The following is a 14676-nucleotide window of genomic DNA, read 5'->3' on the forward strand; positions in this document are numbered from 1 at the left end:
AAAACAGCGAAATTCACGTCGAGGCGGGCTCTTCTCCGCCCCTCAGCACGGCGGCCGCCGGTGACATTTCCGCGCCGCAGTGGTCGGCCGCCATCTCGTTCCGTGTGGTGCCGCCGGCAAGGGTTGGGTGCTTCCGCCCGACCCACAGACGGTCGGCCTCTACATCACCGCTTGTGCCGCCGGGAGTGACGGGATCACCGCCTCGCGCGACAATCGCCGGTCGCAAGTCGAATTCGGTCAAACGATCGAGCGGCGACTTTCGGCGCTGACCTGGAATTATGCCCGGCGTGGCACAACGCTCGACCGAAAGGACCGCCATGTCGCTACTGTGCTCGCCGCGATCCGCAACACCCACGCCACGCAACCCCGCCAGAAGGAAGCGGCGCTGCCCGAACACCTGATCGCCATGCTGGAGACGTTGCCCCGCGGCACCTTCTGGGGACTGCGCGACCGGGCGATGCTGCTGATCGGTTTTGCCGGCGGGCTGCGGCGTTCCGAGATCGTCGGGCTCGACGTCGGCCGCGACCAAACGAAGGAAAGCCGCGGCTGGGTCGAGATTCTTGACAAGGGCATGGTCGTCACGGTGCGGGGAAAGCGCGGCTGGCGAAGTGGAAATCGGCCGCGGCTCGTCGGACGCCACCTGCCCGATCGTGACGCTGCAGACCTGGCTCAACCTTGCGAGGATCGCGCACGGCCCCCTGTTCCGGCGGGTGACCGGTCAAGGCAAGGATGTTGGCCCCGAACGGCTGCTGGATCAGGAAGTGGCGCGCCTCGTCAAGAAGGCGGCACTGGCTGCCGGCGTGCGACCCGACCTTACCGAAACCGAGCGTGCGGAAAAGTTCTCCGGCCACTCGCTGCGCGCAGGCCTGGCCTCCTCGGCCGAGGTCGAGGAGCGCTAAGTGCAGAAGCAACTCGGTCACGCATCCGCCGAGATGGCCGCAAGTACCAGCGCCGGCGCGACCGCTTCCGGGTCAACCTTACCAAGGCATCCGGGCTTTGACACGCCCCCTCCTCTGCCACCGTGCGGCGGCAAAGAAAACTCGAGGGTTTTCAGATTGGCATTCAGCCGACCGCGGAGGGCTGAAGCGGCGGCTGCCAACGCCGCGTTACAGCATCGCATGCCGACGGCCCGGGCCAGGCGTCGTAGGAGCAGATCCCATCAGCCGCAGCAGCCTTTGGTCTGCGATTATCCGCCTTCATCGCGACGGCCTTTGCCCAGGAGACCCCGGAGGCAGCAAGCGCTCAATGGCGCAGTGTCGCCGATCAAATCAGACCGAAAGTGCCGAAGCTTGCCACCATCATGGACGACGCTGAAGAGGACGTGCTCGCCTACATGGCCTTCCCGAAAGAGCACCGGGCAAAGCTGCACTCGATGAATCCAATTGAGCGTCTCAACGGCGAAATCAAGCGACGCACCGAGGTCGTCGGCATCTTTCCGAACGACGAAGCCATCGTCCGTCTCGTCGGTGCATTGCTGCTCGAACAGAATGATGAATGGGCCGTTCAACGCGCCAGGTATATGACGCTTGAGACCATGGCCCAAATGAGCGATGATCCCCAAATCAGCCTGCCCGCTGTGGCACGCTGATATCCCCTTCCGACCCATGTCGGGAAAGCACGGCCATCAGCCGCGACCTACACCACCTCCCGGGACACGATCATAGTACGATTTGGCACATACCTTGCTCAGACCACGGTGAAGGCTCACACACCCGATTGTGTCACACCGTCGGGCGGAGACCTGCCTTCACGAAGCCAACAAATCAACAGGAGGCAAGAAATGGGACAGTACGTAATCGAGTTTAAACAGAATCCAGACTTCGTGCTCGGGGTTGACGACCAGAAGGAGGGCGCTAAGGTTGTACTCCGCAAAAAAGACTCGACGGTTTATCGCCACGCTCTCTGGGATCTGAACTCAGATAGTGGCGCCATCACGTTGAACTCGAGCGCTGGCAATCTGGCGATTGGATCCGATCGCCTTGATCCACAAGCTCAGCTCTCGCTCAAGGTTTACAACCCCACCGACGAGAAGCAGCGATGGGAGTTGCTCAAGAAACCAGGCTTCATCCTTAGCAACGGCGACAACCGGCTGTGCATTGACAACGACGCTCGTGGAACGAGTACCGGCAATCGGATCTGGCTATTCCAGTTTAACGGTTCGCCTGCTCAACAATGGAATTTCGTCTCTCTTTCGAATAGGCTCATGTCGACCTTTCAAGAGGCTGCCGAGTAATCCTCGAGCATCGGATTGGCCGAATCTTCGATAGCTCCCCTGCGGCCGCCAAAAATTCCAATCGCGCAAGACCTGCAACGAGATGCAGGGGCTCCTTCGGGGGCCTCTGTTTCAACGGCTCTGCGGCGGCTCGGCCATCCCCCTGATCAAGGAAGCTATGGCGGCTGGCGAAATCATCTGGGCACATGCCCCATGCGGCGCGGTTCAAGGAAGCTCGGAAAGTAGCTGCCTTTGCGCAGCTTCGGGATGCGAAGCTCGACCTCTGCACCCGTGGCCGAGCCTACTTCCAGCTCCATCCGCCGCTCGGCGGCAAAGCCAATCATCTCACGCAATAATCTGCATCCGCGCTCTTCTCAACGAGGGAGCGCACGTCATCATGTCATTGGTCATTGGTCATTGGTCATTGGTGGTCTTTCCGTCAGGTTGGTCTTAAACACCCGACCCTAGCGGAAAACACTGATGGCCGCCCGCAAAGCCGATCACCCGCTACAGCGCAACGAGAAGCGCGCGGGCACTCGGCTTTGCTACCTCCCGCCACCTACACCACGTACTGGGACACGATCCGTACTCTATTTCCTTCGAAAGGAATCCATGCGCGCCGCAAGGCAAGTGTTGCGGTGTTCGCGAAAGCTTTCTGTGTTCCTGCGTGCCATGTGTACATCAGGCGAAGCGGTCAGATGGCCGGCGCTAAGGCAAAGGGGACACACGTGACCGATATACCCCTCAGGGCCTGCTTACACCAAGAAATCGCCCGAACAGGTCGGTGGCGCAGTTAAAACTAATCCTCACAGCGCGAGTGCCTGATCATCAAGGTAGCCGGAAATCCCACTTTGGTCGAGACATCCTATTCAACGCCATGAAGAGGCAGCCACAAAGCTGGCTTCCAAGAGAACTTTTAGCCTAACCATCAATTCTAAAAAGCTAAAAAGCCAGGTTGCCAGCAACGCGATCACAACTCTCGCAACGTTGTCACCCGAATTCCCAGGGGCCATCTTCGGCGTCAACGCCGGAGGCCCTATCTGACTTTCAAAGCATAGAACTACGTCAGGTATTGGACATATGTGTGAAGAATCCGACACGGCACTAGGCTGTGCGATCATGATATGGAGGCCGCAGCCCAACGACAATTATCAATCGGCTTCGCTGATCGATTAAGCTGGCGAAGCCTGCCGTCATAGCCGCATTTGGCACGCTCGTGCAGATGCGCGCCAGCAATGACGAAATTGCCAAGCGGCGGGAAATCGCCACAGGACCTGAGTCTGTCGTCAAAAAATCCATACATGGTAGAAGTTACCCCTCACTTCCGGCGAACACGGTATCGGCATCTCGCGGATACCAACTCTCGAACCTTTGGGGTGGGAGGGGAGCGCGAGGGGAAGCGGCCACGGGGCTCACCTCGCCCTGCTGTGGTCGGGTCCCACCCGCCGGGACAGATAAGTCCAGCAAAAGGCCCGATGATGTGAACTGACCCCCGAAGGTCGATGTCCAGCTTTCGGGGGTCAATCCAGATGGTCCGGGGCCTAGGGTCGGGGCGTCACGCCGATGCTTCGTGCAAGGCTCCCTGCCCTTCACTCCGGTTTGCAGGTACTTGCCGTCAGATTTTTTCGGTTCCATAAATTAGATTATGCGATATGTTATTGTAGAGGCTATCTAGTAATGCGACAGTTGGGCCAGTTAGAGATGCGACAATCTCGCCTCTCGACGACTGGTCAATGCCAATGTCGGGAGCAAGGATGACGACCTTCAGCCTGGTCGAGACCATGAGCGGTCGGAGTCGTCATGTCCTTTATGATCACTATGTCGCAGAAAGAATTGCATCGCCTCGAACTCATCCAGAAGATCCGTGACGAACGCCTGAGCGTTGTGCAGGCCGCCGAACGGCTCGACCTCAGTCGAAGTCAGGTCCATCGGCTGCTGCAGGCCTATGACCGGGATGGTCCGGCCGGGCTTGTTTCCAAGAAGCGATCGCGACCGAGCAACCGGCGCCATAGCGAGGAGTTTCGCAATGCGGCGCTGAATCTGATCCGTGAACGCTATCTGGATTTCGGTCCGACGCTGGCGCGTGAGAAGCTGATCGAGCTGCACCGGATCTCGGTCGCCAAGGAGACCCTGCGGCAATGGATGACCGAGGCCGGCATCTGGGTCTCGCGTCGGGAACGCAAGAAGCGGGTTTTCCAGCCACGCGGCCGACGTGATTGCTTTGGCGAACTGGTACAGATCGATGGCTCGCATCACTGGTGGTTCGAGAACCGTGGGCCCAAATGCGCCCTGCTCGTCTATATCGACGACGCCACCGGCAAGCTGCTGCATCTACGGTTTGCCGGCTCGGAGAACACCTTCGACTATCTGCACGCGACCAAGGCCTATCTGCAGCAATGGGGCAAACCGCTGGCCTTCTACAGTGACAAGCACGGCGTCTTTCGTTCGACCCATGCGTCGGAGAAGGACCGGACGAGCGGCCTGACACAATTCGGCCGCGCGCTTTATGAGCTGAACATCGACATCATCTGTGCCAATACCCCGCAGGCCAAAGGCCGCGTCGAACGTGCGAACCAGACACTGCAGGATCGGCTGGTCAAGGAAATGCGGCTGCGCGGCATCGACACGATCGAGGAAGCCAACGCCTATGCGCCTGAGTTCATTGCGGATTAACGCGCGTTTTGGCAAACAGCCGCGTAATCCGAAGGACATGCACCGGCCGTTGGCCGACCACGAGAACCTCGATGGCGCCATGTGCCGCAAGGAAGTTCGCACGCTGTCGCAGGCTTTGACGCTGCGCTATGACAAGGTGCTGTTCATCCTTGATCCGACAGATCTTTCCAGGTCCCTGGCGGGTAAGAAGGTCGTCGTTTGCGACTATCCGGACGGGCGCCTCGAGATCATGCACGAGAGCTTTGCCCTGCCCTACCGAACCTTTGACACGTTACGCTCCGTGCATCGCGCCGAGGTCGTCGATAACAAGCGGTTGGACGACATGCTGTCTGTTGTCGCCGAGCTGCAGGCTGGGCGGGAGCAGCAGCGCAGCAAGGGCGGACCACGGCGAACTGGGCAGACGGACCATATGTTCGGCATTCGCGATGGCAGCACGGGGAACGGCTACCAGAAGCGTGGACGCAAGCCGAGAACGGATTACATGAACGATCCGGCGGTGATCGCACGGCGGGAGAAAGCGTTATTGAGGCAGCCGGCTGCGGAATAAAGGGCGTCAATGCACGCCGATATCGCTTTGCGTATCTGACTCCAATTGCAGGCAGGCGGACCAAAGCGGCGTCTTGTGGAAGGCTCCGTCTTGAAGAAGCGTGAGCCCTTCTCGTGCCTCATAAAGCAGGCCCAGCCAGCACAGGCGCCGCAGGACGCCATATTGGAGATCGGATTTGAGCTCCCAGGCTTCCAGGGTCATTTCGGTGGCGGACAGAGGTGCCGTGTCTGGATAGAGGATCTTCACGACGTCCAAAGGCGTACAGCCTTCTCTCGCCTTGATATTGAGAAGATTGAGGAACATGCGCCACCAGCGTAGGCGCGCTTGCACCTCAGCTTCCCGCTCGGTGGCATGGACATACGAGTAGAGATAGTCTGTGGCCACGAGATCGAAGAAGGCTTGCGGGTTCACCAGAAACTCCCGGCCGCGTCTGGTTGGCAGCAGCACATCCTTTTTCCGGCGAAGCAGCTTCAGATGGCGGGTCATGTCCCGCACGACCCAGAGCGGCGGCATGTCGCTTTCGTTCAGCACTTTGTTCATGCTGTAGAGGTCTTCGGCTGTGAAGTCGGGCCACAGGAAGTTCACAGCGGCCCAATGTACGAATTTGCGGTTCATAGCACCGGTCGCGGTCAATCCTATGCCACCCTCACCGTCAGCATAGGCAACGGACAGAAGCATGCCGCGAAGAAGAGGTGACAGCGCGGCGACATCGACGTCACCCTGCAGCTTGATTTCCGGAAGCATCGTGCAGCTTTGATCCCTACCCGCTCAATTCAGATAAAAGCGAGTATCAGCCGGCGACTGAACAATTGCTATTGAGAAAGCTAAAGCCGAAGAGGTGTTCTTTCACCCGCCCCCGCTCCGCCCTTTCAACCCGGCCCAGCCGGTCGGATCGGGGGCTGATCATCGGTGCCAGTGTCGCGTTTCTAACTGGCCGACAGCGTCGCAGCCCTATTCGGCTTTGACAGTTATAACATAACAACATATGAAGACATTGATGCTGCCACCGTTAGAAATGACGTGCCTGCGCTGGGTTGCTCGAGGCAAAACCGTCGCCGAAATCGCCCTACTGCAGGGTAAGAGCGTCACCGAAATCGAGCTTTGCCTGGAACATGCGCTTGTCTTGCTCGAAGCAAAGACGGTTAAGGAGGCCATTGCGAAGACCAATGGGCCTCATTCCGATCAACATTGAGCAACCAGCTTAACGCGATCAGCGGGCAGCCAACAACGCGTCCCGCCGGTTCGAAGACACGAGTAATCGGCAGCGGGGAACGCGAGGACTTGGCACCAACCTCGAAAACCGTACGGCAAACGGCGGCTCAAGACGGCAGCAAGCCAAATCCCGCTCTCTGTGATGGCGTCCTGGCTCGGTCCCGGATCTTCCACGATCAACCCATAAAGGGTCCGCTAGCAAGCTGCGGCCGCTTCCGCTTTGCGTCGCGGTGATCGCGCCCGGACCCCGGGCCTTTTGAGGAGCCATCGAGCGGGAATTGGCCCGCTCCCGAAGGAGCCTCTCAAATGTCGCACGATCTCTCTCTCGCCCAGTCCCACGCCTTCCAGCTCTCCCGTGACCTGATGGTACCGGTCACCCTCTTCGAGGTCGACGGCGAATACGGCGTCATTCCTTCCGATGAGATCGACGCCGACGACGATCTGGCGATCGTGCATGAGTACATGCCTTGGCCGGCTCATTGAGCCGGCACCGCCGGGGCGTGCCCCTTGCGAGCGGCAGGCCGCAAGGGAAGCTTCGCCGCGTCCAATTTCAGCTTGCATGATCCGACAATTGCGCGCCCGCGCCCTTGCGGTCTTTGCTCTTCGGGGCCTGCCGAAGGCGTCGGAGAACCGACGGGCAAGGAAGGACTATGGAGGCCGATCGCCGGGCGATCGGGAGAAAAAATGAAGAGAAGAGAGATAGAAGCGCTGCGCGAGCAGGTCAGTTGTGTGGCAGTGCTTGAGCATGCCGGGTTTGCAATAGACGCGAAGGAAAGCACACGGCGGGCGGTCAAGTTCCGCCGCGGCGGCGAGATCGTCATTGTCACCCATGAAGGGCGCGGATGGTTCGATCCTTTGTCCGACGCGAAGGGCGATGTGTTCCGGCTCGTCGAGCATCTCCATCGGGTCGGCTTTCTCCAAGGCGCTGCGCGGGTCGCGGCTCTCGTCGGTTTTCAGATCAAGGAGCCGGAATGGCAGTCGACAAAAGATGGGGAGAGATGCGACCTCTCTCTTCCCGATCGTTGGCAGTCCCGCCGGCGTCCGTGGCAGGGTTCCGCGTCATGGCGATACCTCAATGGCGAGCGCCGCCTGCCAGCGAACGTGCTGCGAATGGCGATCAAAGGCGACCTCCTGCGCGAAGGTCCGCAAGGCAGCATGTGGGCGGCGCACCGGGACCAGACGGGAATTTTGACCGGCTGGGAAGCGCGAGGTCCGCAATATCGGGGTTTTGCATCCGGAGGAACCAAGGTTCTTTTCCGCTTCGGTTCCGACAGCCCATTGCGTCTGGCGGTCACGGAAGCGGCGATGGATGCCATGAGCCTCGCGGCGATCGAAGGTTTGCGGCAGGGCACGCTTTATCTCAGCACTGGCGGTGGATGGTCGCCGACCACGGAGGCGGCGTTGCGGGAGTTGGCCTCGAACCCGGGTGTACAGATGGTTGCGGCAACGGACGCCAATCCACAGGGCGACATGTTTGCCGAACGGCTGCGGACGCTTGCCGACGATGCCGGCTGCGACTGGACGCGACTTCGCCCGATCGAGGAGGATTGGAACGACACCCTGAAGATCAGGGAAATGGAAAAGAGGGAAAGGATGGAAGGAGGAGGCGTGCCGCATGCGCGCCGCCGGCATCAAGGGAAGCTTCGCCCGGCGGAGCCGACCCTTGACCCCGACGGTCGCGATGCCGGCGGCAGCCAAGGGGTCATGAAGGACTGAAGAGGAAGGCAAGGTCGAGAGGACAGTGCCGCGCTTCGGTCCGAAACCTCCGAAGGAGCTGCAGATGAACCCCTCTCCCGCAATCCGAAAAGTCCTCCAGGGCGTCGCAAGCCGGCCGCAGATGTTCCGCATGTTCGACCGTCATCTCCAGCGGCCCAACCGTTGGGAAGACGACGCAATGGCGCTCTATGCTGGCGAATGGTTCGAGATCGGCGAGACCGAGCACGACTATATGTTCGAAATCCTGCCGCCGCTCTGGATCCGCGGCTCGATGTTTGCGATGCGCGAGTTCCTGACCGGCTCGGTGACATCAGTGTTCTTCGCACTCCGGATCGACGATGCGATCCGCTATTTTCACGGCTATTGCGACCTTGCCGTCCAATCGTCCGTCGAGACCATGCGCCTTGCGATTATCGAGCGTGAGAGCCGCCCGGTCCGGGCCATGACGCGCGCGGAACGCCTCGAACATATCTGGAGCAGCACGGCGGACGACTATCGCGGTTATGCGGGCGAGCGCTGGCCGGAGGCCTCGCGCGGCAAACGTACCGTGATGATCTACGGCGCTAAAGGCGGCACCGTTTTGAAGCTGCTGGAAAAACTCAGCGACGACGAGATCGCCGTCAAGCTGCCGGTACAACTGCGCCACCTCCCCTCGCCGATCGCGGCTTGAGAGTTTCCGTTTGCATCCGTGCGCGAAGCAATCGCGCTCGGCCTACCATAGCCGCGCAGCCCATGCAGGCGGCCGCCTCCACCCCTTCGCGTTCCTCGACTGCCCCTTGCGGCAGATCGATGACGCTTGTTCACAAGGACCTTTCGATGAGCAACGACCCCTTCACCCTCGATATGTTCGGCAGCAGCGCTTTGTCATCAGGATTCGGTCTTGGCGTAACCGCGTTCGGTGCTTTTGCCGCCAACGACGACGAGCCTGACCCGACCCCGCCGTCTCCGGCGCCGGCGCGACGTCTGCCGGCGACCAACCGGCCGGTCCCGCGAAAGCAAGGGCAGCGTGCCAACTTCTATCTCGAAGACGGGGACCGCGAGCTCGCCGTGACCTGGAAGGAACGCGCGCGCATCAACGTCGCGGCAATCCTCACCGCCAACGAAATCGAGAAGATGAAGCTGCCGGCGACCCCGGCCGCGCAGGCGAGGCTGATCCGCTTCACTGGTTTTGGCGCCGGTGAATTGGCGAATGGTATGTTTCGCCGACCGGGGGAAACCGATTTCCGCACGGGCTGGGACGACCTTGGCAGCTCATTGGAATCGGCCGTCAGCGAGGGGGAATACGCGTCACTCGCCCGTTGCACCCAGTATGCCCACTTCACGCCCGAATTCGTCATTCGGGCAATCTGGATGGCCATTCAGCGCCTCGGCTGGCGCGGCGGCCGTGTGTTGGAACCGGGTGTCGGCACCGGGCTCATTCCTGCGCTGATGCCGAAACAGTATCGCGAACTGAGCTACGTCACCGGTATCGAGCTCGATCCCGTCACGGCTCGCATCGTGAAACTGCTGCAACCGAAGGCGCGGATCATCAACGGTGATTTCGCGCACACCGACCTCAATGCGATCTACGATCTTGCCATCGGCAATCCGCCCTTCTCCAATCGGACGGTTCGCTCCGACCGGCAATATCGTTCGCTCGGTCTTCGGCTGCATGACTACTTCATCGCCCGATCGATCGATCTCCTGAAGCCGGGCGCCCTGGCCGCCTTCGTCACCAGCGCCGGCACCATGGACAAGGCGGATAGCACCGCACGCAAGCACATCGCCAAGTCCGCAGAACTGATCGCCGCAATCCGACTGCCCGAAGGCAGTTTTCGGCGCGACGCCGGCACGGACGTCGTGGTCGACATCCTCTTCTTCCGCAAGCGCAAGGCAGGCGAGCCGGAAGGCGACCTTTCCTGGGTTGAACTGGCGGGAGTCCGGCCGGCTGTGGAGGACGAGGGGGCGATCCGCGTGAACAGGTGGTTCGCGCAGCATCCTGATTTTGTACTCGGCGATCATGCCCTGACCTCCGGTCCCTTCGGGGAGACCTATACGTGCCGGTCACGCGCCGGCGAGGAGCTCGACGCGGCGCTGACGGCAGCCATCGCTCTTCTTCCGGAAGGCCTTTATGACGGCGAGCCGACCGCCATCGACATCGATCTGGAGGATGAACTTGCCGAGATCGTCGATCTGCGCCCCGACAATGCCAGGGTGCGCGAAGGCAGCTATTTTGTCGACGTCAGACATGGTCTCATGCAGGTCGTCGACGGCGAGCCTGTTCCGGTTCATGTGCGCAAGGCCCGCAGTGGCGAGGGAATTTCGGAAAAACACGTCCGGATCATTCGCAAACTGATCCCGATCCGCGATGCCGTACGTGAGGTCCTGAAAGCCCAGGAACTGGATCGGCCGTGGCGGGACTGCCAAGTGCGGCTGCGCATCGCCTGGTCAAACTTCGTGCGCGATTTCGGTCCGATCAACCACACCACGGTTTCGATCATCGAGGATGAGACGACGGGCGAGGTTCGTGAAACCCATCGCCAGCCGAACCTGCAGCCCTTCCGCGACGATCCCGACTGCTGGCTGGTCGCCTCCATCGAGGATTATGACCTCGAAACCGACACTGCCAGGCCCGGGCCGATTTTCTCCGAACGCGTCATCGCGCCCCCTTCCCCGCCCGTCATCACCTCCGCGGCCGATGCCTTGGCCGTCGTCCTCAACGAACGCGGGCGCATCGACCTCGAGCATATCGCCGAGCTTTTGCATTGCGACATGGATGCGGTTCGCGAGGCGCTGGGTGACGCAATCTTTCGCGATCCCGCCGATGGCTCATGGCAAACCTCCGATGCTTATCTCTCCGGCGCCGTGCGCACCAAACTTGCTGCTGCGGCAGCCGCGGCCGAGCTCGATCCCGTCTTTGAGCGAAACGTCCGCGCGCTTCAGGCGGTGCAGCCCGCCGACCTTCGTCCGTCGGATATCACCGCCCGGCTCGGTGCTCCCTGGATTCCGGCCGCGGATATCATCGACTTTGTTCACGAGACGATGGGCGCCGAGATCAGGATCCATCACATGCCGGAACTCGGCTCATGGACCGTCGAGGCGCGACAGCTCGGATGGACGGCGGCCGGCACATCCGAATGGGGCACCGACCGACGCCATGCCGGCGAGTTGCTTGCCGATGCGCTGAACAGTCGCGTGCCGCAGATTTTTGACGTCTTCAAGGACGTGGACGGCGAGCGGCGCGTGCTGAACATCGTCGATACCGAAGCCGCCCGCGACAAGCTGCAGAAGATCAAGCAGGCCTTCCAGAATTGGGTGTGGACAGATCCTGATCGCACCGATCGGCTGGCGCGGGTCTATAACGATCGCTTCAACAACATCGCGCCAAGAAAGTTCGATGGTTTACATCTGAAACTTCCCGGCGCCTCTGGCGCCTTTGTTCTTTATGGACACCAGAAACGCGGCATCTGGCGGATCATCGCGTCGGGCTCGACCTATCTCGCGCACGCCGTTGGTGCGGGCAAGACGATGACGATGGCGGCCGCGATCATGGAACAGCGCCGGCTCGGGCTGATCGCCAAGGCGATGCTGGCGGTTCCGGGCCATTGCCTGGCGCAGGCGGCGCGCGAGTTTCTCGCGCTCTACCCGAATGCTCGCATTCTTGTCGCCGACGAGACCAACTTCACCAAGGACAAGCGCGCTCGTCTCCTGTCGCGGGCGGCGACGGCGACCTGGGATGCGATCATCATCACCCACTCGGCATTCCGGTTCATCGCCGTGCCATCGGCGTTCGAACAGCAGATGATCCAGGATGAGCTCGAACTCTACGAGGAGCTGCTGACCAAGGTCGACAGCGAGGACCGAGTCTCGCGCAAGCGGTTGGAGCGGCTCAAGGAAGGGCTCAAGGAGCGACTGGAGGCGCTGTCCACCCGCAAGGACGACCTGCTGACGATCTCCGAAATCGGCGTCGACCAGATCATCGTCGATGAGGCGCAGGAATTCCGCAAGCTTTCCTTCGCTACCAACATGTCGACCTTGAAAGGTATCGATCCCAACGGCTCGCAGCGCGCCTGGGACCTCTACGTCAAGTCCCGCTTCATCGAGACCAAGAATCCCGGCCGGGCTTTGGTTCTCGCGTCCGGTACGCCGATCACTAACACGCTCGGCGAGATGTTTTCGGTCCAACGCCTGCTCGGCCACGCGGCCCTCGCCGAGCGCGGCCTGCACGAATTCGACGCCTGGGCCTCGACCTTCGGTGACACCACGACGGAACTGGAGATCCAGCCATCGGGCAAATACAAGCCCGTCAGCCGCTTTGCTTCCTTCGTCAACGTCCCGGAACTAATCGCCATGTTCCGGTCTTTCGCCGACGTGGTGATGCCCGAGGATCTCCGCGGATACGTCAAGGTGCCTGCAATCTCGACCGGCCGCCGACAGATCCTGACGGCCAAGCCGACGCAGGCCTTCAAGAATTATCAGGTAATTCTCGACGCCCGCATCAAGGCGATCGAGATGCGCGAGGGGCCGGCCCAGCCCGGCGACGACATCCTGCTCTCCGTCATCACTGACGGTCGCCATGCCGCCATCGATCTCCGCCTGGTCGACGCGGACAATGACAACGAGCCGGACAACAAGCTCAACCTGCTGGTCCAGAACGCCTTCCGGATCTGGCAGGAGACCTCGCAAGGCGCGTTTGTGCGACCCGACGGCAAGCCCTTCGACCTCCCAGGTGCGGCGCAGATGATCTTCTCCGATCTTGGGACCATCAATGTCGAGAAGAGCAGAGGTTTTTCCGCCTACCGCTGGATCAGGGACGAGCTCGTCCGCATGGGCGTTCCGGCATCCGAAATCGCCTTCATGCAGGACTACAAGAAGACCGAGGCCAAGCAGCGTCTGTTCGCCGATGTCCGCGCCGGCAGGGTCCGGTTCCTGATCGGCTCGTCGGACACGATGGGGACTGGCGTCAATGCCCAGCTTCGTCTCAAGGCGCTGCATCATCTCGATGTTCCGTGGCTGCCCTCGCAGATCGAGCAGCGCGAGGGCCGAATCGTGCGCCAGGGCAACCAGCATGACGAGGTCGATATTTTCGCCTACGCCACCCAGGGCTCGCTCGACGCCTCGATGTGGCAGAACAACGAACGCAAGGCCCGCTTCATCGCGGCGGCACTCTCCGGCGATACCTCGATCCGTCGGCTGGAAGATCTCGGCGAAGGGGCGGCCAATCAGTTCGCCATGGCTAAGGCCATCGCCTCCGGCGACGAACGGCTGATGCAGAAGGCTGGGCTCGAGGCGGACATTTCCCGTCTCGAACGGCTGCGCGCCGCACATGACGACGACCAATATGCCGTGCGCCGGCAGATTCGTGACGCCGAACGCGATGTCGAGATCTCGGAGCGGCGGATTGTGGAAATCGGCAATGACATCGAGCGCCTGGTTCCGACCGCGGCCGACGCCTTTGCCATGACTGTCGTCGGCGAGGCTTTCAACGAACGGAAAGCCGCCGGTCGCGCCTTGATGAAGGAAATTCTCACCCTTGTGCAGCTCCAGCAGGAAGGCGACAGCGCCATCGTCTCGATTGGAGGCTTCGATCTCATCTATTCCGGCGAGCGGTTCGGTAGAGACGACGGATATCGCTACACGACCCTGCTCCAACGCACCGGAGCGGATTACGAAATCGATCTGCCGGTGACCGTGACGCCGCTTGGCGCCGTCTCCCGCCTCGAAAACGCGCTCGATGGTTTTGAAAACGAGCGGGAACGCTATCGCCTTCGATTGCAAGACGCCCAGCGGCGTCTCGCCTCCTACCGTTCGCGCGAGGGCGGCCTGTTTGCGTTTTCCGAAGAACTCGCCGAGAAGCGCCGGCAACTACGGGACGTCGATCAGGCGTTGGCAGCCGTGGCACGCGAGGAGGGTTTGGCCGATTCGGACGCGGCCTGAGTTCCGACGCTATTTGCCAGAATTCCGTCCGCTCGGGTTTTGGAAGCGCTGCAGCACTCACATAGCTGCAGTGCACAAATGTGTTTTCCAAGTGGTCAAAAATCGAGCATAGTGCACACAGCTGATGCACATGGCGGCTTTCCTCCCAGTTCCGCCGCAGCAGCTGTTCCCCTCTGGAGGTTTATCGACCTTCACACTTCATGGGCCGCGGTTTCCGCTGGCCCATTTTTTTGTCTCCCATCTTATCCCGATCGACATCCAGTCGCCTGCAAGCCGATGCGTTTTGCAGGCCGACGCGTCAGCCGCCGAAATGAGAGGCAAGCAAGGGAGAAAAGAAGGAAGAGGGAGCTGAACCGGTCGCAGAGCAGCCCGCCGGTCGCCGCTGACGCTCAACCGCCGC

The 14676-nt window shown here is 61.0% G+C and carries 7 protein-coding genes and 4 pseudogenes; 9 read left to right on the forward strand and 2 right to left on the reverse strand.

Annotation, left to right across the window (positions count from 1 at the left end; all coding sequences use genetic code 11):
* Nucleotides 1-99 precede the first annotated feature (99 nt).
* The 3 genes and pseudogenes from QMO82_RS02875 to QMO82_RS02885 form a co-directional block, all read left to right on the forward strand.
* A pseudogene (locus tag QMO82_RS02875) lies at nucleotides 100-1000 on the forward strand (site-specific integrase); the annotation flags it as partial.
* Between the two features lie 186 nt (nucleotides 1001-1186).
* Nucleotides 1187-1588: pseudogene (locus tag QMO82_RS02880) on the forward strand (transposase); the annotation flags it as partial.
* Between the two features lie 192 nt (nucleotides 1589-1780).
* Nucleotides 1781-2233, forward strand: a complete 453-nt coding sequence (locus QMO82_RS02885) for an RICIN domain-containing protein (protein ID WP_011427421.1) — start codon at nucleotides 1781-1783, stop codon at nucleotides 2231-2233.
* Between the two features lie 194 nt (nucleotides 2234-2427).
* Here QMO82_RS02885 and QMO82_RS02890 read toward each other — a convergent pair.
* Nucleotides 2428-2603, reverse strand: a pseudogene (locus tag QMO82_RS02890) (IS256 family transposase); the annotation flags it as partial.
* A gap of 1409 nt (nucleotides 2604-4012) precedes the next feature.
* Between QMO82_RS02890 and QMO82_RS02895 the strand changes: the two are divergent.
* Nucleotides 4013-5432 (forward strand): annotated as a pseudogene (locus QMO82_RS02895) (ISNCY-like element ISRel10 family transposase).
* 6 nt (nucleotides 5433-5438) lie between these two features.
* Here the strand turns inward: QMO82_RS02895 and QMO82_RS02900 are convergent.
* Complete coding sequence (locus QMO82_RS02900; protein ID WP_011053407.1) at nucleotides 5439-6176, reverse strand: hypothetical protein; 738 nt, start codon at nucleotides 6174-6176, stop codon at nucleotides 5439-5441.
* A gap of 241 nt (nucleotides 6177-6417) precedes the next feature.
* Between QMO82_RS02900 and QMO82_RS02905 the strand changes: the two genes are divergently transcribed.
* From QMO82_RS02905 to QMO82_RS02925, 5 genes are all read left to right on the forward strand, one after another.
* Nucleotides 6418-6624 (forward strand): LuxR family transcriptional regulator, encoded by a 207-nt coding sequence (locus QMO82_RS02905; protein WP_183907023.1) that lies wholly within the window; start codon nucleotides 6418-6420, stop codon nucleotides 6622-6624.
* A gap of 326 nt (nucleotides 6625-6950) precedes the next feature.
* Nucleotides 6951-7127: a hypothetical protein gene (locus QMO82_RS02910; RefSeq protein WP_170961508.1), complete on the forward strand. Its 177-nt coding sequence runs from the start codon at nucleotides 6951-6953 to the stop codon at nucleotides 7125-7127.
* Nucleotides 7128-7328: 201 nt separating this feature from the next.
* Nucleotides 7329-8360 carry a DUF3991 and toprim domain-containing protein gene (locus QMO82_RS02915; protein ID WP_183907022.1) on the forward strand — a complete coding sequence of 344 codons (1032 nt, stop codon included), beginning with the start codon at nucleotides 7329-7331 and terminating at the stop codon, nucleotides 8358-8360.
* 64 nt (nucleotides 8361-8424) lie between these two features.
* On the forward strand, nucleotides 8425-9030 hold the full coding sequence (locus tag QMO82_RS02920) for a DUF1419 domain-containing protein (protein ID WP_183907021.1): 606 nt from the start codon (nucleotides 8425-8427) through the stop codon (nucleotides 9028-9030).
* A 146-nt stretch (nucleotides 9031-9176) separates the two neighbouring features.
* On the forward strand, nucleotides 9177-14276 hold the full coding sequence (locus QMO82_RS02925; RefSeq protein WP_183907020.1) for a helicase-related protein: 5100 nt from the start codon (nucleotides 9177-9179) through the stop codon (nucleotides 14274-14276).
* The last annotated feature ends 400 nt before the right edge of the window (nucleotides 14277-14676 follow it).

Origin of the sequence: Rhizobium sp. BT04 (genome assembly GCF_030053135.1) — a bacterium.
GTDB classification, from domain to species: Bacteria; Pseudomonadota; Alphaproteobacteria; order Rhizobiales; family Rhizobiaceae; genus Rhizobium; species Rhizobium binxianense.